21 protein-coding genes are annotated in these 22,378 nt (G+C 45.9%); 4 read left to right on the plus strand and 17 right to left on the minus strand.

What is annotated here, in order from left to right; genetic code table 11:
* Positions 1 to 230: 230 nt before the first annotated feature.
* The 5 genes from hisA to MOX91_RS06880 all read right to left on the minus strand — a co-directional run bounded on the left by hisA (position 231) and on the right by MOX91_RS06880 (position 7,722).
* On the minus strand, positions 231 to 956 hold the full coding sequence (hisA, locus tag MOX91_RS06860) for a 1-(5-phosphoribosyl)-5-[(5-phosphoribosylamino)methylideneamino]imidazole-4-carboxamide isomerase (protein ID WP_370397343.1): 726 nt from the start codon (positions 954 to 956) through the stop codon (positions 231 to 233).
* A gap of 74 nt (positions 957 to 1,030) precedes the next feature.
* Positions 1,031 to 1,678, minus strand: coding sequence for a 3-keto-disaccharide hydrolase (locus tag MOX91_RS06865; protein ID WP_370397344.1), 648 nt, complete (start codon positions 1,676 to 1,678; stop codon positions 1,031 to 1,033).
* A gap of 47 nt (positions 1,679 to 1,725) precedes the next feature.
* Entirely contained in the window at positions 1,726 to 3,195 is a 1,470-nt protein-coding gene (locus MOX91_RS06870) for a TolC family protein (protein ID WP_370397345.1), read from the minus strand.
* A 9-nt stretch (positions 3,196 to 3,204) separates the two neighbouring features.
* A complete protein-coding gene (locus MOX91_RS06875; RefSeq protein ID WP_370397346.1) occupies positions 3,205 to 6,441 on the minus strand; it encodes an efflux RND transporter permease subunit in 3,237 nt (1,078 codons plus the stop codon).
* A 15-nt stretch (positions 6,442 to 6,456) separates the two neighbouring features.
* Entirely contained in the window at positions 6,457 to 7,722 is a 1,266-nt protein-coding gene (locus tag MOX91_RS06880) for an efflux RND transporter periplasmic adaptor subunit (RefSeq protein WP_370397347.1), read from the minus strand.
* A gap of 198 nt (positions 7,723 to 7,920) precedes the next feature.
* On the opposite strand from MOX91_RS06880, the gene MOX91_RS06885 reads away from it, so the two are divergent.
* A complete protein-coding gene (locus tag MOX91_RS06885) occupies positions 7,921 to 9,060 on the plus strand; it encodes an LptF/LptG family permease (protein WP_370397348.1) in 1,140 nt (379 codons plus the stop codon).
* Between the two features lie 56 nt (positions 9,061 to 9,116).
* On the opposite strand, the gene argH is transcribed toward MOX91_RS06885, so the two are convergent.
* Positions 9,117 to 10,529, minus strand: coding sequence for an argininosuccinate lyase (gene argH / locus MOX91_RS06890; protein WP_370397349.1), 1,413 nt, complete (start codon positions 10,527 to 10,529; stop codon positions 9,117 to 9,119).
* A gap of 38 nt (positions 10,530 to 10,567) precedes the next feature.
* The gene (locus tag MOX91_RS06895) at positions 10,568 to 11,185 is read right to left on the minus strand and encodes a trimeric intracellular cation channel family protein (RefSeq protein WP_370397350.1); all 618 of its coding nucleotides are present in this window, start codon (positions 11,183 to 11,185) and stop codon (positions 10,568 to 10,570) included.
* A 182-nt stretch (positions 11,186 to 11,367) separates the two neighbouring features.
* On the opposite strand from MOX91_RS06895, the gene MOX91_RS06900 reads away from it, so the two are divergent.
* A complete protein-coding gene (locus tag MOX91_RS06900; protein WP_370397351.1) occupies positions 11,368 to 12,384 on the plus strand; it encodes a GntR family transcriptional regulator in 1,017 nt (338 codons plus the stop codon).
* Positions 12,385 to 12,456: 72 nt separating this feature from the next.
* On the opposite strand, the gene MOX91_RS06905 is transcribed toward MOX91_RS06900, so the two are convergent.
* The 8 genes from MOX91_RS06905 to MOX91_RS06940 all read right to left on the minus strand — a co-directional run bounded on the left by MOX91_RS06905 (position 12,457) and on the right by MOX91_RS06940 (position 19,887).
* A complete protein-coding gene (locus MOX91_RS06905; protein WP_370397352.1) occupies positions 12,457 to 12,996 on the minus strand; it encodes an OmpH/Skp family outer membrane protein in 540 nt (179 codons plus the stop codon).
* Between the two features lie 41 nt (positions 12,997 to 13,037).
* Complete coding sequence (bamA, locus tag MOX91_RS06910) at positions 13,038 to 15,398, minus strand: outer membrane protein assembly factor BamA (protein ID WP_370397353.1); 2,361 nt, start codon at positions 15,396 to 15,398, stop codon at positions 13,038 to 13,040.
* A complete protein-coding gene (dnaB, locus tag MOX91_RS06915) occupies positions 15,385 to 16,839 on the minus strand; it encodes a replicative DNA helicase (protein WP_370397354.1) in 1,455 nt (484 codons plus the stop codon). The genes bamA and dnaB overlap by 14 nt, the downstream gene beginning before the upstream one ends.
* A 411-nt stretch (positions 16,840 to 17,250) precedes the next feature.
* Positions 17,251 to 17,715, minus strand: coding sequence for a 50S ribosomal protein L9 (gene rplI / locus MOX91_RS06920; RefSeq protein ID WP_370397355.1), 465 nt, complete (start codon positions 17,713 to 17,715; stop codon positions 17,251 to 17,253).
* 34 nt (positions 17,716 to 17,749) lie between these two features.
* Positions 17,750 to 18,211 (minus strand): single-stranded DNA-binding protein, encoded by a 462-nt coding sequence (locus tag MOX91_RS06925; RefSeq protein WP_370397356.1) that lies wholly within the window; start codon positions 18,209 to 18,211, stop codon positions 17,750 to 17,752.
* A 25-nt stretch (positions 18,212 to 18,236) separates the two neighbouring features.
* Entirely contained in the window at positions 18,237 to 18,527 is a 291-nt protein-coding gene (locus MOX91_RS06930; RefSeq protein WP_370397357.1) for a 30S ribosomal protein S6, read from the minus strand.
* A gap of 86 nt (positions 18,528 to 18,613) precedes the next feature.
* Entirely contained in the window at positions 18,614 to 19,186 is a 573-nt protein-coding gene (gene pth, locus MOX91_RS06935; protein ID WP_370397358.1) for an aminoacyl-tRNA hydrolase, read from the minus strand.
* Between the two features lie 65 nt (positions 19,187 to 19,251).
* Positions 19,252 to 19,887: a 50S ribosomal protein L25 gene (locus tag MOX91_RS06940; protein ID WP_370397359.1), complete on the minus strand. Its 636-nt coding sequence runs from the start codon at positions 19,885 to 19,887 to the stop codon at positions 19,252 to 19,254.
* A 254-nt stretch (positions 19,888 to 20,141) separates the two neighbouring features.
* On the opposite strand from MOX91_RS06940, the gene MOX91_RS06945 reads away from it, so the two are divergent.
* Entirely contained in the window at positions 20,142 to 20,780 is a 639-nt protein-coding gene (locus MOX91_RS06945) for an HAD family hydrolase (RefSeq protein ID WP_370397360.1), read from the plus strand.
* Here the strand turns inward: MOX91_RS06945 and MOX91_RS06950 are convergent.
* Positions 20,772 to 21,065 (minus strand): YunC family protein, encoded by a 294-nt coding sequence (locus tag MOX91_RS06950; protein ID WP_370397361.1) that lies wholly within the window; start codon positions 21,063 to 21,065, stop codon positions 20,772 to 20,774. The two genes, MOX91_RS06945 and MOX91_RS06950, sit on opposite strands and share 9 nt — an antisense overlap.
* A complete protein-coding gene (locus MOX91_RS06955; RefSeq protein WP_370397362.1) occupies positions 21,058 to 21,792 on the minus strand; it encodes an SDR family oxidoreductase in 735 nt (244 codons plus the stop codon). The genes MOX91_RS06950 and MOX91_RS06955 overlap by 8 nt, the downstream gene beginning before the upstream one ends.
* 97 nt (positions 21,793 to 21,889) lie before the next feature.
* On the opposite strand from MOX91_RS06955, the gene MOX91_RS06960 reads away from it, so the two are divergent.
* Positions 21,890 to 22,378: a hypothetical protein gene (locus tag MOX91_RS06960; protein WP_370397363.1), complete on the plus strand. Its 489-nt coding sequence runs from the start codon at positions 21,890 to 21,892 to the stop codon at positions 22,376 to 22,378.

Consider the following 22,378-nt stretch of genomic DNA (forward strand, 5'->3'; position numbering starts at 1 on the left):
CTCTTTTTTTTTAGATGCTTTGTATTGGACGATTGGTTTATTTGAATTTTTTACACCCGTAAAGCAGAATTATTCTTCGTTTAATCGCAAACGCATTTTACAGATTATACAACACTATTCGACATAATAAAAATATGGTGGCTCTCTAACGATTAAAAAACCTTCAAACAAGCACAAAAAAAGACGGTTTTTTACCGTCTTTTTTGGAGAAATTTGCAAAGGAAAAAATTTTAGTGTTTTACAAGTCCTATGATTTCTTTTAAATCAACGCGCTTTTCGTAGATTGCCTTGCCTACGATTGCGCCTTCCAAACCACCTATTGCGTCGAGTTTTATTATGTCTTCCCTGCTTGCAACTCCGCCAGAGGCAATCAAGCCCATTCCGTAGGGTGCAATCAGTTCTTTCATAGCTTTTTGGGCGGGAATGTTTGCGCCCGTAAGCATTCCGTCGGTTGAAATATCGGTGTATATCAAATTTTTGACGCCCATTTTAGCCATTTCAAGAGCCAAGTCGGACGCCTTTTTTTGCGAGACTTCAACCCAGCCTTTGATTGCAACGTTGCCGTCTTTTGCGTCTATTCCGACTGCGATTTTTTCGCCGAAAATCGAAAGAAGCTCCTCTATAAATTCGGGATTTGTACATGCTTTCGTGCCGATAATCGCCCTTTGGACTCCGCAATCGACTGCGTTTTGAACTGCACCGACTTCCCGCATTCCGCCGCCCATTTCGACAAAAATTCCCAAACCCGCGATTTTTTCGACAGCTTTCAGATTTGCAAGCCCCCCCGCGAACGCGCCGTCCAAGTCCACAACGTGAATTCTGTCAGCTCCCGCGTCGGCAAACGACAGCGCGGCGTCGAACGGATTTTCAAAATAGACGGTTTTATCGTTTGCCTCGCCCTGTCTAAGGCGCACGCATTTGCCGTCTTTAATGTCTATTGCAGGATAAATTCTCATTGTTTCAAATTCAATGAAAAGAAAGCTTTTAGGCAATAAAAAAGCGGCGCAATTTTTACGCCGCCTGAAAGATTTTACTTTATTGGTTTTATTTTTATGTTGCGGTAGAACGTATTGCCCGTCCCGTGCAAGCCCTGAAAGCCTATGTTGCCGACCGTCGGAACTTCCGCCCTCGCCTTTGCCCTAAGCCACGCAAACGGCTGTGAACCGTCGGGATTTTTATCCTTGTCGGTAAATTTCGACATGTCGAAATCGTTTGCAAGTTCGCCGTTTATGTAAACTTTTACGGACTGCCCCTTGCAGACAAGTTTTAGCGTATTCCATTCGTTGAGCGGCTTTGTGTAGTTTTTATCGACCCCCTGAAAGCCGAATACCGCGCCGCAAGTTCCCTTCGGCCCGAATTTTCCAAGCCAATAGTCGTAGTCGGCAATTTGGATTTCGATTGATTCGGGAATCCAGTTGTCGTTATTTTTCGAGTATATGATAATTCCGCCGTTGCCCGCCTTTGTTACTTTAAAGTCGAGTGTAAGCTCAAAGTTTTCATACTCTTCGTTCGTCCACAAAATTTGGTCTTTCGTTGACGAAAGTTCACCTTTTTCGTTAAAAGACCAAACAGGCTCCTTGCAATGGGCATTGCTTAAATCTTTTTTGAACAAATCCTTAGCCCCTGCGCCCAAGGAAAGCCCAAGCGCGACAACCGTAATCAGAATGCGTTTCATCATAATAAATTTAAGTTTGAAGCCTTTTTGATTTCAGTTCAAGCGAAAATTCAATCAGTGCCGATATTTGCGGTGAGCCCGCCAACCGAATGCGCAAGATGCGCCACGCTTGTAGCCACATAAGATTCGGCGTTCACCTTCTGCTGGCGCGCCTGCGACAAAAGCGACTGAGAGTTCAAAAGGTCGGTAAGAGTGCTTACGCCGTTATCGTAGGCGGTTTTTGTCGCCTCGTATGCTTCGAGGCTCGCCTTGACTGCCGCTTTCGTGCTTTCAAGCTGTTTTAGCGCACTCTTATAAGCGTAATAGCTCGACCACACATTTGCGACGACTTCTATTTGAGCCTGCTTCAATTCCTGCGCCGCCGCGCGTTCCTTTGCCTGTGCGCTTATAAGTTCGTATTTGCGCGTAAAGCCGTCAAACAAATCCCAAGTGAGCACTGCGGCAACGGAATAATTGTTGCTTGGCGTATGGTAGTAGCGGTCGTTTGCAAAATCGCCCCATTCGAAAGAGCCTTTTGTGCCGATTTTGGGAAGATAGTCAAGCTTGTCTGCCTGGGTTGTTTTTTGGGCGGCGGCGTAATTTGCGTATGAAGCCAAAACGTCTTGGCGGGATTTCAAGGCAGACGCCATCAGGTCTTCAACCCGCTTTTGCGCCTCTGAACTTTCGGGAATTGATATTTTGTTTGAAATTTTTAAATCATGCGTGATTTCAATGCCCAAAACGCGCGCGAGATTCGCCCTTGCCTCTTCGACAGACGCCCTTGCCGATTCCAGCGAATATTCGGCATTTTTTGAATTTGCCAAAGCCCTGAGCGCGTCCTGCTTGTTGCCTACGGAATTTTTAAACCTGGCGTCGGCGGCCTCGTACGCGCTTTTCGCGTCGTCAAGATTGGCTTTTGCGGTTCTTACAGACGCCATCGCATTATAGAAATTAAAATAAGCGACGTAAACGTTCAAAACCATATCCTGCAAGCTTTGGTTATAGCTGAAATTTGCCGCCCTCAATGCGTCGCGCGCCGCGGAAGACCGGCTTTCGCGCTTTCCGAAGTCAAACAAAAGCCAGTTTATGTCCAAAGATGCGCCGTAACCCGTATCCCAAAACGTGCCGACTGCGTAATTTACGACCGAAATCTGGCGTGTCTTCTGCCTGTAAACGTTTGCCCCGACGCTGACGGACGGATAATACTGCGCGTCAACTTTTCCCTTCTGCGCGGCGTAAACTTTCGCGGAAAACCAATATCCGCGGGTTGCAGTGTTGTTTTCAAGCGCAATGTCAATCAAGTCTTCAAGGCTCAGCACCTTGCCCGCAATCAGCTTTTCAGCCGCGCACAAGGCCTCTTCCTGATTTTCCACAATTCCGTCAGTTTGAATTTGGGACGGGCGGTAATAGGTTTCGGGCATTGCGTCGGATGGAGCTTTCCAAAACTTGGTAGGATTTTTCGCCACCTGACTGTCAACCGAGCAGGCCACAAGAGCCACGGTTGAAAGCGCAAGAGATATTTTAAGAAAAAAGTCTTTCATATAAATTCCTTAATCATTCAGATTGCCTCTCGCAAAGAAGGGGATTTTGTCGAAAACATTGCGCTGAAGCTTGTCAATCCACAAGTACACGACAGGGGTTATGTAAAGAGTTATGATTTGCGAGAAAATCAAGCCGCCTACAACAACGACGCCAAGCGGTATTCTGCTTTCCGCGTCCGCCTTGCCCCAACCGAGAGCAATCGGAAGCATGCCCATGAGAGCCGCAAAAGTCGTCATTATAATTGGGCGGAAACGCTCCATACACGCGGTGTGCACGGCGTCTTCGGGGCTCATGCCCCTCTCTTCGCCCGCTATCGCGAAGTCAACAACCAAAATACCGTTTTTCTTAACGATGCCCATAAGCATGAATATGCCGATAATCGAATATACCGATAGCTGGTAGCCGAAGAAGTAGAGGCACGCAAAGCCGCCCACAACCGCAATCGGCAAGGCAATCAAAACGGTAATCGGGTGCAAATAGCTTTCGTACAATATGCCCAAAATGACATACATGACGAAAATCGCGACTATCGCCAATATCACAAGGCTTTTGATTGTCTCGGAGAAAGTTACGGCTTCGCCGACAAACTTGCCGTCAACACCTTCGGGCAAGACTTCGTCCGCGATGGGATTTAGCCAATTCATGACATCTCCAATGGCAACGCCTTCCGCCAAGTCGAATGAAATGGTTACAGACGGGAAGTTGTCGATATGGTTTACCGACACAGGCGCGAGAGTCGTGCTGGTTGTTGCAATGGAGCTAAACGGCACCAAGTTTGAAATATTGTACGCAGAAGACGCGATTTCATCGGAGCCAATCGGAGTTATCGGCATTCCCGAAGTGACGTAAGTGTCGGGAGCGAAGAACAAAGATTCGGCATTTGCGATAAACGACCTTTCGTCGGCATTGGCTTCCAAAATAGACCAATACTGGTTAAACGTGGATTTTATTAAATAGAAGTAAAACTTCGCGTAAGAATCCCTGAAAGCGGAAGAAAAATTGTCCGCGCTGACGCCGAGCATTGACGCATGCTCCCTGTCGAGATGCAAATTAAGCTGCGGATTATCCAAGTACATGTCGGAAGATATTGATGAAAAATACGTTCCGTACTTTTGATACATCCTCGCCATCAGCTTGCCTGCGGCGGCGTAAAGCTCGTTTGAATCCATTGAAGTTATAGCGAACTGGTACTTGCCCTGCTGGGTCGAAACCGCGCCCGTTGAAATTTCCAAAGTCGGCTCAGCGTGCAAAAGCATTACAACGCCGGGTATCAAAGACGCCCTTGCGTTTATTCCGCTTACGACTTCGTTTATGGGCTTGCGGTCTTTTTTGTCCTTCAAGACAGTGAAGACTATGCCCATGTTGCTATTCATAAAACCCGAAAAGCCCGAAACCGCAATGGCGTCGTTTACAGCAGGCTCCGACTTCAACACCTCAAAAACATTGTCTTGAAGCCTGCTGATTTCTTTGGGAGAACTCTTGGTTGACGCTACAAAAACGCCAGTCGCAAATCCGCTGTCGCCTTCGGGGAAAAACGTCTTAGGCAATACAGACGCAAAATACACGGTGCCCCAGAAGCAAAGAACAATCACAAGAAGCGTCAAAACATTCTGCCTAAGCATCCAGCGCAATGTCGGAGAGTAAATTTTAAGAAATGCGCTTTCCAAGCGGTGCGCCATTTTTTCGATTTTGGTTTTTGAATTCGGGTCCTTGCTGCGCGGCTGCAACATTCTCGAACACATCATCGGAGTAAGCGTAAGGCTCACCACGCCCGACATTATGGTGGCGGCAACAATAGTGATTGAAAACTCCTTAAAAACCCTTCCCACAATGCCCGACATAAAGACAAGCGGAATGAAAACTGCCGCAAGGGAAAGCGTCATGCTCAAAATCGTGAAACTGATTTCCCTTGCGGAAGCGAAAGTAGCCTGCGTCGGAGTTTCGGAAAAGTCCTCCATTCTGCGCACCGTGTTTTCCAAAAACACGATTGCGTCGTCAACCAAAAAGCCTATCGCCATCGTAAGCCCCATAAGGGACAAATTGTTGAGCGAAAAGCCGAATGCGTTCATCAAAATAAAAGTCAAAACCAAAGAAAACGGAAGCGCGATGGCGGGCACAAGAGTGTCCCTTATTCTTCCCAAGAACAAAAATATGATTACGACAACCAGTATAAATGCTATAATAATTGTCTCTTCAACGTCCTCAATGTTGTCGAGAATAAGCTGCGAGCGGTCGTAAGTCTGGGAAATTTTCATGGAAGACGGAATTTGCGCTTCAATTTCCTTAATTTTTTCCCTTACCGCCGCCACGGTTGAAATTGCGTTGCCGGTGGAAGTTTTGCGAATGCCCAAAATAACGGAGCTTGCGACATTCTGGTCTATGCCAAGGCTGTTGCGCGAAAAGAAAGACTTGTTCCAAGTGTCGTACTGCAAGCCGTCTATAACTTTCGCGACATCGCGCAAAAACACGGGAATGCCGTCCTTGTAAGAAATTATAATTTTTTCATAGTCTGCGGCGTAGTTTAGCTGCGTGTCGGGCAAAATTATGAACTGGTTGTTCGGGCCTTCAAGGTTGCCCGCGCCGTACATGTTCGTCGTGCGGGACAAAGCCGCGCGAAGCTCCGACATGGTTATGCCCATGTTGAAAAGCTTTTGCATGTCGGCTTCAACACGCACAGCGCGCGGAGCCGCATAAACATCGACCTTTGAAACACCGTCTATCATGGAAATCTTCTGCGCGATTTCAGCAAAAGCGTATTCGTAAAGCTGCCCTTCAGTCATTGAGTCGCTCAAAACAGAAAGAAGCAATATCGGCATGTCGTTGGGGTTGTCCTTTGAAAACGACGGTTGGGACGGGAGGTCTGACGGCAAGTTGCCGGTCGCCCTTTGGATTGCCGACTGCACGTCTGTTGCCGCAGCGTCAATACTCTTTGACAAATTAAACTGCAAGACGATTTCTGTCGCGCCGAAAGAATTGTTTGAAGTAATCATCTCAATCCCCGGAATTTGCATAAACTGCTGTTCCAAGGGGGAGGCGATGTTTGTCGCCATGATTGTCGGATTTGCACCCGGATAAGACGCGGTAACCTGAATTACGGGATAATCGACGCCGGGCAAATCGTTTACGGGCATCGCCTTGTAGGAGTATATCCCGAAAAGCAGGGCCGAAAGCGCAAGCAACATCGTCATTACCGGACGCTTTATGAATATGTCCGACACCGACTTTTTGTCGTTTAAACTGCTCATGAAAAACTCCCTCTCTTATTTTTCCGACGGAGCGGATTTTTGGGATTTAAAATCTATTTCTGCCTTTTGAACGGTCACTTGCCCCAAAAATTCCTTGATTTTCACAGGGTCTGCAATCGGCTTTCCGTCTTCGGCAATGGGAATGCCCTGCGGAGTTGAAGCATATGCAAGAGCCCCGTCGGCAACCCTGAGCTGTCCATACATCACGACTTTATCGCCCTTCTGAAGCCCTTCAACCAAATAGTTTCCATCGGGATAAAGCTGCCCTACTTTTACCTGAACCTTTGAAATCTTGTAAAGCGCACCTTCCGCCTTTTTCGCGACATAAACGAAATGCCCGACGTTGTCCACCTGTATTGCGGCATTCGGAACCAAAACGGCATTTTCGATTTTTTTCAGATTTAAAATAACCTTCACGGGCTGGTCGGGCCAAAAAACCAAATCTTTGTTGTCTAAAACCGCCCTCAAAACCAAAGTTGACGACGAATAGCGCGAACGGTTTTCGACCGCCTCAACCCTCGCCTTTGCACTGCGCTTTTGCGAAACCTTGTCGGCGACATAGGAAACGTCAAGCTCCAAGCCGTCGGGGCTGTTTTTCATTGCCGACTGAACTTCAAAATGCCTTGCGGCGGGAATAAAGAAGTCAACGTAAAGCTTGCGGGTTTCTTCAATGGTGGTAATCATTGAAGAGGCATTGTTGGCGTTTACGATGTTGCCCAAGTCTATGTTGAAAAAGCCCGCCTTGCCCGAAATCGGGGCGCGGACGTCGCACCAGTTCAAATTGATTTTTGCAAGCTCCAAATCGGCTTCCGCGCTCTTTAACGCCGCTTCGTCCGACTGCACCTTTGAAACCAACGCATCATATGTCTGCTTTGAAACGAAATCCTGCTCGGCAAGCTTTTTGTTGCGCTGCATGTCGAGAGTGTCGATTTTAAGCTGAGACTTCGCCATCTCAACCTGCGCCTCTGCCGCGAGAACATTTGCGCGGTACCTGCTCTTGTCTATTTCAGCGAGAATATCGCCCTCTTTTACATAGTCGCCCTGCTTGAAATTGATTTTTACAATCTGCCCCGTGACCTGCGGCACAACCTTGACGCTCTTAAAAGAATTTACCGTGCCCAAAGTGTCTATGAAGGAAAAGACATCTTGTTGGACTACATCTCCCAAAACCACTGCGGCGGGGGGGATTTGGCGCGTCTGCTGCGCTTTTTTTGCGCATCCTGAAAGCGCGGTTAAGACTGCTGCAAAGACCAATGCAATACTAAGTGTGTTCTTTATCATAAAAAAGCTTCCATTTTGTATGGATTAAATAAAGCCATTTTTAATTTTATAAAAATAGTTCTTTTATCTCGATTGAATTAGGCAAAATTGTCAACCATAATATATGTCTTAGATAAATCATATCGTCCGCAAATGAAAAGAATATACATTAAAATATTGCTTTTTTCTCAAATTTGTTTTGGCTAATTTTTAAGACAAATGGGAACGCTCCACAAATACATATTTAAACAGCTGCTCGGCGTATCGGCAATGACGGTCGGTCTGTTTGTTTTCGTGCTGGTAATAGGCAACGTCATAAAGGACGTAATGGGCGAGCTGGCGTCGGGCAAAATAGATTTTGGCATTTTCGCGTACACAATCGCCTTGATAATCCCCGCAATAATCCCCTACGCAATGCCGATGGGCGTATTGACCGCCATACTGCTCGTCTTCGGCAGAATGTCTGCGCAAAGCGAAATCGTGGCGATAAAGGCTTCGGGGCGTTCAATTTGGGATATTTCAGCCCCCGTGTTCTTCTTGGCGATATTAGCGTCGCTGTTTTCGGTAGGCATAAATTTTTACTACGCCCCCATGGCGCGCTTCGCCTACAAATCAATACTAAAAAACGCGATTGCCGAAAATCCCCTGCAATTCATAAAGCCCGGAACTTTTGTCCGCGAATTTCCGGGATTCGTGATTTATTCAGATTCCGCGGAAGGCAACACTCTCAAAAACTTCCGCATTTGGGAGCTTGACAAATCAGGAGAAGTCAAAACTTCGACTATCGCAAAAACGGCAAACTTAACCTACGACGAAAATACTGACGCCATAGTTCTCACCTTAAACAACGCCTCGTCCGACATACGCAGAAAATCCGACTCTGAAAATTTTTCAAAGCCCGTATATACCGCAAAGTTTGAAAAGGCTTCAGTAAGCTTAAACCTTGCCGAAATTTTGGGAACAAACAAACAGCGCAAAAAACTTGCCTACATGACATTCAACGAGCTGATGAAAGCCCGCTTTACCTACAACCCGAAAAAATTGCCCGAAACGCCCGAAAACATGCTCCGAAACAGAATGAAGGTGCAAATCCAAATCCAGCAAAATTTTGCAATGGCGTTTTCGATTTTCGCGATGGTAATTCTTGCCGTCCCTCTCGGCATAAAGGCTCAGCGCACCGAAACTTTCGCAAACCTCGCAATGGCGCTCGCGCTCGCTCTCGGATACTATCTGCTCATGGTCTTGATTTCGTGGCTTGAAAAATTCCCGAATCTGCGCCCCGATATTTTAATTTGGATACCCAACCTTCTCTTCCTTGCGCTCGGATTGGTTTTGCTTAAAAGAGCGTCCAAAAACTGATTTTGCAAGGTGCAAAAAAAACGGGACAAACGCCCCGTTTTTTTATTTGCATAAAACTACTTTGAAAGAATTTTAAGCCAATGGGCAATGCGCCTTGCCGTCTGCTTCTTCCCCGGCATACCGACTTTTTCGCGCATCGCTATCGCCCGCTTCAAGTCAAAAACGCTTTTCCAGTCGTCGCCCAAAAATTCGCAGACTTCCCTCGCTTCCTTGTCGCCAAGCTCGTTTATGGGAGTTTTTGTTTTTTCAGAAAGAGCGACCAACGCCCCGACATAGTGGTGCGCCTTTCTAAATGGAACACCGCGCATTACAAGATAGTCCGCCAAATCCGTCGCAAGCAAAAGCGGGTCGGAAACCGCCTCGGCGCATTTCTTCGCGTTAAATTCGATTTCCGAAACCGCGCCTGCAAGAACGTCAAGGCAAATCATAATCTGCTCGTAAGAATCGAATATCGCAGGCTTGTCTTCCTGCAAATCGCGGTTATACGTCAAAGGCAGACCTTTCACGAGCGTAAAAAGCGTATTCATGTTGCCGATAATCCTCGCGCTCTTTCCGCGCAAAAGCTCGAAAGAGTCCGGATTTTTCTTTTGCGGCATCAAGGAAGAACCCGTTGTGAAAGCGTCGGGAAGCTTTACGAAAGAAAATTCGGAAGTATTCCAAATTATGACGTCTTCGGCAATGCGCGAAAAATGCGCCGCCATAATCGAACAAGCCGATGCAAATTCCAAAAACACGTCCCTGTCCGAAACGGCGTCCATGCTGTTTTGGGTGAGAACCGCCCTTCCCCTTGAATCTGTAAAGCCCATGATTTCAGCGGAAATCTCGCGGTTTATGGGAAGAGTTGTTCCCGCAATCGCGCCCGAACCCAAAGGGGATACGTTCGCCGATTCATATACGTTTTGAAAGCGTTTAAAGTCCCTGTAAAGCATTTCAGTCCACGCCAATATGTGGTGCGCGGCACTGACGGGCTGAGCCCTCTGCAAATGCGTATATCCGGGAATGAAAACGTCCGCGTTGCCCTTTGCAAGATTTACAAAAACATTCAAAAGAGCCTCGATTTTGTCCTGCACCTTCAAGCATGCGCTTTTGAAAAAGAGGCGCATGTCGGTTGCAACCTGATCGTTGCGGCTTCGCCCCGTATGAAGCTTTGCGGCGGCGGGGGCAATTTTTGTAAGAGCCTGCTCGATATTCATGTGCACGTCTTCAAGAGCGGTGTCCCATTTGAATTTGCCCTCGCTTATCAAGTCGGAAATTTTGTTTAATCCGTTTAAAATCTCGCTGCATTCTTCTTCTGTTATGATGCCGCAGCTTGCGAGCATTTCAGCCTGGGCACAAGAGCCCTGAATGTCGAAATACGCAAGCTTTCTGTCAAACGACACCGATTCGCCGAACCTAAGCATAAGCTCGCTCGGAGCCTCTGAAAATCTGCCGCCCCAGCTTGCCTGTTTACAGTCTTTTGTCTTTTTCATGATTACAAATAAATTTAAGCCTCAAATTTTTACAAGTTTTATTTAAAACGCCAATGCCACTTTATGGTGCACGCCCTGATTGCAAAAACAACTATCCCCGAAAGAATGGGCATTGAAGTAAGCCACAAAACAAAAAGCCCCGCAAGAGCGGCCGATGCGTAAAATTCGCCCCTGAAAATAAACGGCTGGCGCGTAAGGCATATGTCGCGCAAAAATCCCCCGCCGCAACCGGTTAAAACTCCCATCAAAACGGCGATTTCAACACTGCCCGAAGTCTCGATTCCAATCATGTACCCCTGCACCGCGAAAAGCGAAAGCCCCACGGCGTCGAACCAGTTTACGATGTTTTCACGGCGCGCAAGCCGCTTGCCGAATATGTAAAAAACAAGAGATGTCAAAAAGCAAATGTTTAGCGAATACAAATATTTGTCGTGAAGCCAAAAGACGTTTCTGCCCAAAATAAGGTCGCGTACAGTTCCCCCGCCTATTCCCGCAACCGCTCCGACGATAAAGCACCCGATCGGGTCCAAATCCTTTTTCAATGCGGCGATGGCACCCGAAGCGGCAAATGCCACCAAGCCCAAAACTTCGATTGCAATTACAATGTTTTCGGGCTTTGCCGCAAGTTCGGCAATATCTTTTAGCGAAAAATCCATCTCTATTTTTATTTGCCGAAATTAAACGCGATAAAAATAAAAAACACAATTTCAATCTTCATTTCCCGATGTTTTTTGGAAAAATGAAAGCCATATTAAACTGTTATGCGTTTTTGCTTGCAATTTGGAACAGTACGACCATAACAGTTGTTTTTACACAAAAAACAAAAGTTTGACTTGATATGCTAAAAAAGCTTGCTTCTGAATTAAAAGTTTCGCACGTTCCAAAATCCAAATTCATTGAAAATTTCATAATCGACATGATAAACGACGGAAAGCTGAAAAAAGGCTCAAAGCTTCCGTCAATAAACGAACTTGCAAACAGCTGCAAAATAGCCCGCGAAACCGTAGTTAAAAGCTACAACCTCTTAAAGAGCAAAGGCTTGGTCGAATCAAGGCATGGCAAGGGCTTTATAGTGATAAAATCCAAATACAGGAAAGTCGCAAACGTGTTCGTCCTTCTTGACGTGATGAGCAACGCCTACAAGGAGCAGCTCGTGCGCGGAATAAACGAAAATATCGGCGGGAAAGTCCAAATAACCTACAACGCCCACCGCTACAACGCCGAAGCCTTCATAAACTGCATTGAAAACGCTATCGGCAGGTTTGAATACTACGTCATTTTCGCGATGCGCGACAAGACCACCTTCAAATCGGTCTTAAAAATTCCGCAAAACAAGCTGATGCTTTTGGACGTCCCCGCAAACATCAAAGACTGCAACTGCGCCCAAATTTACCAAAATAGCGACACAAACTTCAAGCGCGCCCTCTCGGAAGCCCTTCCGCACCTTAAAAAGTACAAGAAGTTCTACATGGTTTTCGACCCCGCACACCACCACCCCGTTGAGCGTGTTGACGCCTTTAAAGATTTCTGCAATGAAAACAATTTCCATTGCGAAATTCTGCAGTCTTTCGACAAGTCAAAGCTCGAAAGGGAAACTTTCTGGATGATAATGTCGGACATCCATTTGGTTGACCTTCTGCTTTTCGCAAAAGAATTAAATCTGAAAGTAAAGGACGATTTCGGCGTAATTACCTATGACGACACCCCGATGAAAAAAGTCGTGGCAGACGGAGTGGCGACAATTTCAATAGATTTTTACAACATGGGAAAACTTGTTGCAGAGCAGCTTCAAAATTGGAATCCGGAGCTTAAACTAACGGTGGATTCCATTTTCACAAGGCGTTCTACCGTATAAAGTTTCGCATTCCTCCCAAAAAAAGGCGCACCTTAAAAAAGATGCGCCTTAAAAATTTTTACGCCACTGGGCTTATTTTGACGCGCCCGCATTCAAAGTCGCGATTACGTCTTCGGTTATGTCGGCAGTCGGCTTTGAGAAATACGCCGCGCTCTTTTCCAAAACGAAGTCCGCCTTCTTGTCAGCCGCGATTTTTTCGATTACTTTGACGATTTCCTTGCGGTGTTCGGCAATGACTTCCTTTTGCTGGTTTGCCAGTTTTTCCTGAGCCTGACGCTTGATTCCCGCCATTGACGCCTGGATTTGCTGGATTTCCTGCGCCTTGGGGGCGATTTCCTTATTTACGATTTCCTGTTTTGCGGCTTCGGCCAAAGCGGGATTCTTTAATTTTTCTTCGCTTTTTTTGGCTTCTTCAACCAATGCCTTCACCTTGTCGTCCATGGCTTTCAATTCCGCGTTTGCGGAAGTGATTGCGGACTGGAACTGTTCCATTACAGTCTTTGTCTTGTAATAGTTCTTGTGAACTTGTGCGATATCCACAACAAAGATTGTGGTGTTTGCATAAAGCGCGGCAGAAGCTGCCAGCATTGCGATTGCTATTAGTTTTTTCATATTTTTACCTTTTTTTAAGAAATTATCAATTATTATAAGAATTAGAATACTGTACCAAACGAGAAATTAAATTGCAAGCCTTCATCGTTATATTTTCCCGTGGTGAGCGGCATGCCCAAATCTATTCTCATGGGCGCGCCCATAATCATGATTCTGAAACCTATGCCGAAGTCGTCGTTGTAGTCGCTTGCATTCCAGTCCCAAGAACTTGAATTAACGAAGCCCCAGTCGTAAAAGACTGCAATTCTTAACTGCTCTATAATCTGGTATGAATATTCCAAAGAAAAATACGCAAAAGTGTTGCCGCCCTCTGGCTCGTCGGAAGGCTGTTCGATGGGACCCACCCTGCGGTACTTGAAGCCGCGCATGTTGTACGCGCCGCCTAAGAAGTATCTTTCAAAGAAAGGAACTTCCTTGCCGTCGTAGCCGGTCACAGACCCCGTGCGCCCTACGATTGAAAACACTTGATTGCCGTATTTGAAAATCGGCAGATTTCCGAAATATTTAGACATAGGAACCCACCAGCCGGCTCTCGCCTCTACGCGGTATAAATTTGTGTCGCCCTGCAACGGTCCGCCTGCGACCTGCTGCAAGAACTCAAAACGCGTGCCCGAAGTCGGCATCATGAGGTTGTCGCGAGCCTCGCGCAAAAAGCTCAATGATATTTGAGAAATGGAGCGGTTGCCCTCCTCTTTCTTTATTACCTGCGGGGCGTCTCTTGAAAGATCGTAAATTTTCACGTTTTCAATGGTGTAGCCAAGGCGCGCTTCGACAAGCTCGAACAAATACTTTCTTATGTAGTGCGTCATACCCGTGCGAAGCTCTGAATAGTCATCGGAATAATATCCCGTGTCGGTGCGGTAAAGCTCAAAGCCGTAAGCCAAGTTGCGGTTGAAAACATACGGATTTTCAAAGCTGAGCGAAACCTGGTTTGCGTCAAAGCCCAAAGACGCCCTGAGTCTGAATTTCTGACCCGCGCCCTGAAACATGTTTTTGTAGTTTAAAATGTCGAAGTTGCTCTGCGAAAGCTCGGCAGTCACGACAAAGCTTTCAACCGTGCTGAACCCCGCGCCAAAGACCACGTTGCCCGTGTGCCCCTCTTTAACGATTATGCGCAAATCCCTGCGCCCCGGAATGTTCGTGGCTTCGGGTTCGAGGCTCACTTCATCGAAAAACCTCGTGCTTTGCAGGCGCATTTCGGAGTCCTTCATCAAGTCCAAATAAAACACGTCGCCCGGAGCAAGAGCAAGCTCGCGCAAAATCACTTCGCTTTTGGTTTTGGTGTTGCCCTGAATGTTTATAGACTCCAAATAGAATTTTTCGCCCTCGTAAATTTCAATTATGAGGTCGATTTCCCCCTTTTCCAAATTCGGGCGGCGCAATGCCCTGACATTGGTGTCGAGATAGCCGAACTGCCCGTAAAAGTTTTTAACCCAATCCACGGAGCTGTCAACCAGAGCAGGAGAGAAGACGTCGCCCGGCTGAATGTCCAAGCCCTCGTTAAGCGTTTTTGAATCGAATAGCTTGTTGTTTTTGAATGTTATTTTGCCCGCCTTGTACTGCTTGCCCTCATCGACGGCTATAACGATGTCCATATCGCCGGGGTTGGAGGCGTCGGGAAATTCAAAGCGCACTTTGGAATCGTCGATTTTTACGTCCAAAAAGCCGTTGTTGCGGTAGTGCTGTTTTAACAAATTTATGTCGTTTTGAAAATCGTCGTTGTTGAACCTGCCCGCGTCCGTAAGATAAGATATGAGCCAAATCCAAGTCGAAGTTTTCATTTGGTCTTCAAGCTCGCTGCCGCTTATGTGCGCGTTGCCTTCAAAGCGGATATTCTGTATTTTTATGTCTTCGCCCTCGTCGATGTTAAACACGACAACGCCAATCCCCGCTTCGTCGTTTCGGCGAATTTCGGCATTTGCCTTGGCGAACGCATAACCCTTTTTGCGGTAAAATTCGACAATCTTGTCGGAATCCCTCGAAATGCGCCTGTCGTCCAAGACGCCGCCCGCCTCGCTTGTTATCTGCTCGATTATGCGCGAATTTGAGTAGCTTTTGTTGCCGCGCAAAACAATTTGGGAAATGCGGTATTTGGGCCTTACATTCAAAACCAAATCGAGATTGCCGAATGAATTTAAATTGCGCTTAACCTCAACTGCATCGTACAAATCCGTATCGTAGAGGGATTTTATTGAAAGATCCAAAGAATGCTGGTCGAACGGCTGCCCAGAACGCAGTTTTATGTGCGACAAAACGGCGTCCTTTGAAACATACTGGGGCCCTGAAATTTCAACGGCAATGTTCCCCACCGTCATATTCTGCCCGTACTGGGCGAAAAGTTCAGCGGTGAAAAACGGCACAAACGCCGCCACCAAAATAAAATACTTTCTAATAAACATCATCGTGTTTTTGGTAATTTTGATATTTTGTTATATCGCGGTTGAATAGCAGAGTAATATCTCCCGTCGGGCCGCTGCGCTGTTTTGCAATAATGAGCTTTACGAGCTTGTTGCTGTTGTTTGAAGCAACAGTGCCGTCAACATCCTGCTTTGAAGCCTCTTTGGAAGTAAGCCAGTTCAAAAGCAAAATGACGTCCGCGTCCTGCTCTATCGCGCCCGATTCGCGCAAGTCGCTCGCGCGCGGATCGCGGTTTTCCTTTTCGGTTGAACGGTTTAGCTGGGCAAGCACGATTACGGGAACATCAAGCTCCTTTGCCATGGCCTTCATGCCTCTTGACATTTCGGCAATCTGCTGTTCGCGTGGAATGCGGCTATCAATCGGCTTTAAAAGCTGCAAATAGTCAAGCACGATTAAGCCGATGTTGTGCTGCTGCTTCAGCCTTCGAGCCTTTGCGCGGATTTCAAGAATGTTGATGTCGGCGGAATCGTCTATCCAAAGGGGGGCGTCGCGCAACTCCTTGCCCGCCGAAACAATGTCGTTTACCTGTATGTTTTGAACCCTGCCGTTTCGCAAAAGGAACTGGTTTATGTTTCCGCGAGAGCAAAGCATGCGCATCAAAAGCTGCTCGGTTGACATTTCAAGAGAAAAGACAAGCGTCGGAACAGGAGCTCTCTTGTTAAACACCGCATTTTCAGCGATGTTCAAAGCGATGGAAGTTTTGCCCGTGCCGGGACGCCCCGCAACCACTATCATCTCTCCGCCATGCAAGCCCCTTGTCAACTTGTCAAGCTCCGTAAAGCCCGTAGGAATTCCCATTATGTCGCCGCGGCTTTCGATGATTTTTTTAACCATAGACATCGCGGAGTCGATTTTTTCGCTGACTTTCTGCGCCGAATCCGAAATTCTGTCCTGACTTATGCCTAAAATCTTGCCCTCGACTTTTTCCAAAAACACGTCGAGAGAATCGGTGTTTGAATTGGCGTTTTCGATTGTATCATAGCAGGTCAAAATCAATGTGCGCAAAAAATATTTTTCGCGGACTATTTTAAGCCACTGCTTGAAATGCGCGTAGGTCTCAATTCTGCCCGCAATTTCGTTTATTTTTTGTATTCCGCCCACGTTTTCAAGCTCGCCCATTGATTCAAGCTTGTCGGTCAAAACAATTTCGTCAATCGGCTTGCTTTCATTGTGAAGAGCTACGAGAGCTTTGTAAATTTTACGGTGGGCAGCTACATAAAAATAATTTTCATTCAGCTTCGACTCTATGCAGACATTCAAAACTTCGCGGCTTTTGTCAATTATCATGCTTGCCAACAAGCCCTGCTCGGCGTCGATATTGTTTGGCAACTCCCTGCCCAAGAGAACTTCCGCGCGCTTCTTTTCCGTATTTTGCGCCGCGCTTTTGCGCGAAGTTCCTACTTTTTTGGGTGAAAAATCTTCCATCTTATTTTTTTATTAAAGGATTTGTTATAAACACTTTTGGGGAAGGCTCAACTATAAAATAAACAAGTAAAAAAAATTTTGCAAAAACGAATAAAATTCTTGCAAAAACCTAAAAATCAAGAGAGCTGCAATAGACAAATGAGCAAAATCCACATATTGCCGTTTATTTAAGAGACAGTGCGTTGCAAAAGCAATAGATAAGACGCAAAGTTTCTTGCAAACAATATTCCGAACACCCAAAACGCAAAAAAAAATGAAAACAAAAATTAATAATACCTCAAAATAAAAAACGAACACCCAAACGCAACAAAAGCCATCTTTGCTCAGCCATAAAAAAACGCGCCCCCCTCAAAAATGCGGGAGACGCGCAAAATATACAAAAAAACAATTCTAATTTTTGCAAAAGCAAAATTATTCTTCAATCGGATTTTCGGAAACAACTTCAAAGTTGAAGTCAACCTTAATATCCTTGTGAAGCCTGATTGAAGCAACGTGCTTGCCCAATTCCTTGACAGCCTGCAAATGAATTTGCTTCTTGGAAATGGAAACGCCTTCCGCTTCGAGACGGTTTATAATGTCCTGAGCCGTGACGGAACCGAACATTTTGCCGCCTTCGCCGGTCTTAACCGCGATTGCCAAAGAGATTTCCGCCAAACGAGCCGCGATTTTTTCAGCTTCGCTGCGTTCGTTTGCCTCGCGGATTTCGCGAGCCTTGATTAAAGCTTCAATCTGCTTTTTATTCGCACGATTTACAGGGATAGCAATTTTCTGCGGGAACAAGAAATTTCTTGCATAACCTGCCTTAACCGAAACCTGTTCGCCTTCGCCACCGAGACGTTCCACAGGCTTTACCAACAATACATCTGTATGTGCCATAATTATTCCTTATATCTTAAAATTAACCTAAAAATCAAAACGGTACGTCGTCGTCTTCCAAATCGTCAACCCTTTCAGGAGCCTTGCCGCGCGGAGCGGGGCTTGTGCGCTTGTAAGAGTTGCCGCTTGAAGACTGGTCGAAATCCGACCCCGAATCGCGAGAGCTTCCGCCAACAAATTCAAACCTGTCGAGAACTACAACAAGCTTGCTGCGGGATTTCCCCGTTTCCTTGTCGTCCCAAGTATCCTGGCGCAGACGCCCTTCCAAAAGAATGGGCTTGCCTTTTGAAAAATACTTGCCGATGTTTTCCGCCGTTCTTCCGAAAGAATCGACTTCGATAAAGCAGGTTTCCTCGCGCAAATTGCCGTCTTGACCATTATACGAACGGTTCACCGCAATGGAAAAACGGCAAACAGAAGTACCGCTTTGCGTCTGCCGAAGCTCGGGATCCCTCGTGAGATTGCCCATTAAAATGACTTTGTTAAAAGACGCCATATCGGGAACCTTTCGCCTAAATCAATTATTCAGCCAAAACGATAAGACGGTTTACAGTCTTGTCGCGGCTCAATTTTTCCTTAATTTGAGACGCGGAGTTGGACGGGCCTTCAAATTCCACGCAAACATAAACTCCGCTTACGAACTTGCGGTCCGGAGTGCGGACGAATTCCTTTACGCCGAGATTTTCGGTTTTTTCAACCTTACCGCCAATCGCAGTAACGATGCCCGTTAACTTTTCAATCAATGTATCGACAGATTGGTCATAGCCTCTTGTATCGAGTACAAATGTTGCCTTGTATTTTTTATTATCCATATTGATGTTTTTAAATAAATTTTACTTTACTATAAAAAGAGAGCCGCGAAATCGGCAAGCATTTTTTGCAATATTTTTACCAACCATCATTTTCTGTTAAAAGCGTTCTGCGCCGCGACCAAGCCTTTTGAGCATATCATCTCAAAAGCGTCTTTCAGCTTGGGAAGAGAGGCTTCGAACGAGGCTTTTTCATCGTCCGAAAGACCGCCCAATACATAATCCGCCAAATCCATTTCCTTGAAGGTTTTGCCACCGAGACCTATGCGCACGCGGGCAAAAGAATTGCCGCAACGGGCGATTATGTTTTCGACGCCGTTATGCCCTCCCGAAGAGCCGCCTTCGGAAATTTTGAAAGAGCCTCTTTGAATTGTAATGTCGTCGTAAAAAACGATTGTCTCGGAAATATCGATTTTAAGGAAGCGCAATATGTTTGCAATATTTACGCCGCTTTCATTCATATACCCCTGGGCCGCCGCAAAAACGACATCCTTTCCGCAAACATTCGCCTTGCTTAAATACGCCGCGCAATATTTGTTCAAAGAAAACTTGGCTTGATACATGCCCGCAATGCGCCCCAGCGCCGCCATTCCGACATTGTGGCGCGTGCCTTCATATCGGGACGGCGAATTTCCAAGACCCACTGCAAGTCTGAAAGCCATTTCTAAGAAAAAGACCGTTGATAAACTTTAAAGAGCAAAAAATTGCGAGCTTATCCGCAATGGCATTATTCCTTTGCAGCAGGAGCCGCAGCCTCGCCTTCGGCAGGTTCAGCTTCAGCCGCCGCAGGTTCTTCCTGCACCTCTACAGAAGAGCAGGAAACGACGGGAGCGTCGGCATGCGCGCCGTGAATTTCAACGCCTTCGGGAAGCTTCAAGCCGGAAACAGTGATGCTTTCGCCAACATGCATATTCGACACGTCAACAACAATAAATTCGGGAAGGTCGCGCGGACGGCAACGAACAGGAACTTCGTGCAAATTGATTTCCAAAACGCCGTTTTCGTTCTTAACGCCTTCGGCTTCGCCTTCAAAGTGCAAGGGGATAACAGCGTCCATGGGCTTGCCGCGGACAACTTCCTTGAAGTCGATGTGTTCGACATTATCTTTCAAGGGATCGCGCAATACTTCCTTCAAAATCGCATAACGGGATTCAGTGCCGTCTTCAAAATGGATTTCAAGCAATGCGGCCTTGCCCAAGACAGACTTGGCTACAACCGAGAACTCCTTTGCGTCAACAAGAAGATTTTTGCAGCCGCTTTCTCCGTAAATGACTGCGGGAATTTTGCCTTCTTTGCGATAACGGGCTGCGCTTTTGCCGCCTACCGTTTCTCTGTTTGCAACGTTAAGATTGATTTGTTTCATTGTATATTCTCTATTTTAGTATAATAAAAAGCCCCGCCGAAAATGAAGCTTCGACAAGTTAAATTTTTGAAAAGTGTTAAACCTTACCAACTGTATGCAAAAATGCAACCAAAACTTTTAATTTTTTTAAATTTTTTTATTCGACAAGGCAAAAAACAGGCGCATTATGGCGTTTTTTCAATTTTACGGAGCTTCAATGCAAAATCGGAGTTTTTGAATTTTGGCAAAATTCCGGCTTTTAAACACAACTATTTATGAATTACAAACATATAATTTGGGACTGGAACGGCACGATAGTGGACGACTCGTGGCTCAGTGTCGAGGTTTTAAACGGCATACTTAAAAGCTTCAACCTGCCCGAAGTCGGGAAAGAAGACTACCGCGAAAACTTTTCATTCCCCGTCATAAATTACTATCGCAAGCTCGGGTTGAACGTCTCAAAAGAAAAATTTGACGAAATCGGCAAAATCTTCATTAAAAATTTCAACGCCAAGCGTTTCGACTGCAAGCTAAATGACGGCGCATTAAATGTCATTCAAAAAATCAGCGCACATAAAATTCCGCAAAGCATTCTTTCCGCCTACGAGATAAATTTTTTAAACGAGGCGGTCGAATTTTTCGGAATTAAAAAGTATATGTCGAAAATTTCGGGGCTGTCTGACATCAACGCAAACACAAAGCTTGAACTTGGCAAAAAACACATAGAAAGCTTAAATCTTCCCCCAGAAGAAATCCTTGTGATTGGAGATACCGACCACGATTTTGAAGTCGCGCATAAAACAGGCGCAAACTGCGTACTTATGGCGACGGGGCACCAGTCAAGGCAAAGGCTTGCCAAAACCGGCGCGAAAGTCTGCATCGATTTCGCGGAACTCGACGGTTTTTTATTTTAAAAGCCTTAGAGCCTCCAAGCCCGACATTCCCTCTTTCACTCCGCAAGCCGCCGCCTTTGAAGTCAGTGCGCAAACTTTTGCATTAAGCATATCGTCAAAATTTTTGACTCCCGTCACAATCGCCCCAGCGTGCCCGAGCTTCTCAGCGGTTTCGATTTTAATGTAGCCGCAGGCAAGAAAGCCTTTGGCATTTTTTATAATCATCAAGGCAGCCCCGTACATGTCAATCTTTGCGGCTTCCAAATCCATATTTTCAATTTTAAGCTTTTCCATGGCATTAAACATAAATCATTTTTTTCGTCATTCCCCCGTCGCAATAAAAATTTTGCCCCGTTATAAATCCCGATTTTGAATTGTCGGCAAGAAAGAACGCAAGCTCAGCGATGTCAGACGGCACGCCCGCCCTGCCTGCGGGATGCTGCAAATGGTCTTCTTGGGTAAGCGGAGAATTTGAGCCGTTGTCAATCCATCCGGGAGAGATGCAGTTTACTCTTGCGGGCGCAAGCGACATTGCAAGAGCGTGCGTAAGAGATACGATCGCTCCCTTGGACGCGCTGTAAGCTTCGGTATTCGCCTCGCTCATCAATGCCCTTGTGGAAGCTATGTTCACCATCGGCGCGCCGTTTTTTTTCAAAATATCGCCGAACACTTTTGCAGACAGGAACACAGAAGCCACATTGGTTGCCATAACCCTGTTCCATTCTTCCAAAGAAAGGTCTTGAACGGGTTTATTTATGCCTATTCCCGCATTGTTTATTACTGCCCCGATTTTTTCTGAACCGCCGCCTAAAATTTGCTTTAAATTTTGCCACGAAGCAAGCGTTCCACAGTCGCCTTCAAAAATTTCAAAGTTCTTAAAGCCGTCTTCATTAAAATCATAAGCCGTTTTTTCAAGGGATTTTTTTGAAATGTCAAAGCATACCGCGCGCCAATTCTCTCCCAAAAATTTTCTTGCAATACCCTTCCCTATGCCCGATGCGGCACCCGTAATTATTACAATCTTTTCTTCCATAGTGCAGATTTTTTCCGAAACCATGAATTTGTCAATATGCGATTGGAAAAATATTTCCCTTGCGAAAAAATTTCTTTTACAGTAAAAGAATTTACCAATGAATAAAATATTTCATATTGCGACAGCTTTTGTCTTTGCGTTTTTTGCATGCGCATGCGCGCCCAAAACCAATCCCGTTGAAACCCTGCCCGAAACGACTTGGCAGCCTGTATATGTAAAGGGAGCATCGAATTTAAAAATTTCAAAAGACAAGATTTACATACATTTTGAAAAAAATTTGGAGCTTGAAATAATGGGCGGAGCCTACCCCGTTAAATCCGACACCGAGCTTTCCCGCAAAAAATTAAAAAGAAGCGAATGCCATTTCAAGGCAACCTTAAAGCCCATTGCAGTTTCGCCACAAACAAAAAACACGGAAAGCGAATTTTTGGAATTTCAAAACCTCTTCATAAAAGACTTGCTGTCGGCAGACACCATAAGGGTCAACGCAAACAAGCTCGAATTTTTGAAAGGCAAAAAACTTCAAGTTGAATTAAAGCGAATTCCGAACAATCTTGGCAAAAACAAAAAATCGGCTTCAAATTAG

Source organism: Intestinicryptomonas porci (genome assembly GCF_033971905.1).
In the GTDB taxonomy this organism is placed as follows: Bacteria; Verrucomicrobiota; Verrucomicrobiia; order Opitutales; family Intestinicryptomonadaceae; genus Intestinicryptomonas; species Intestinicryptomonas porci.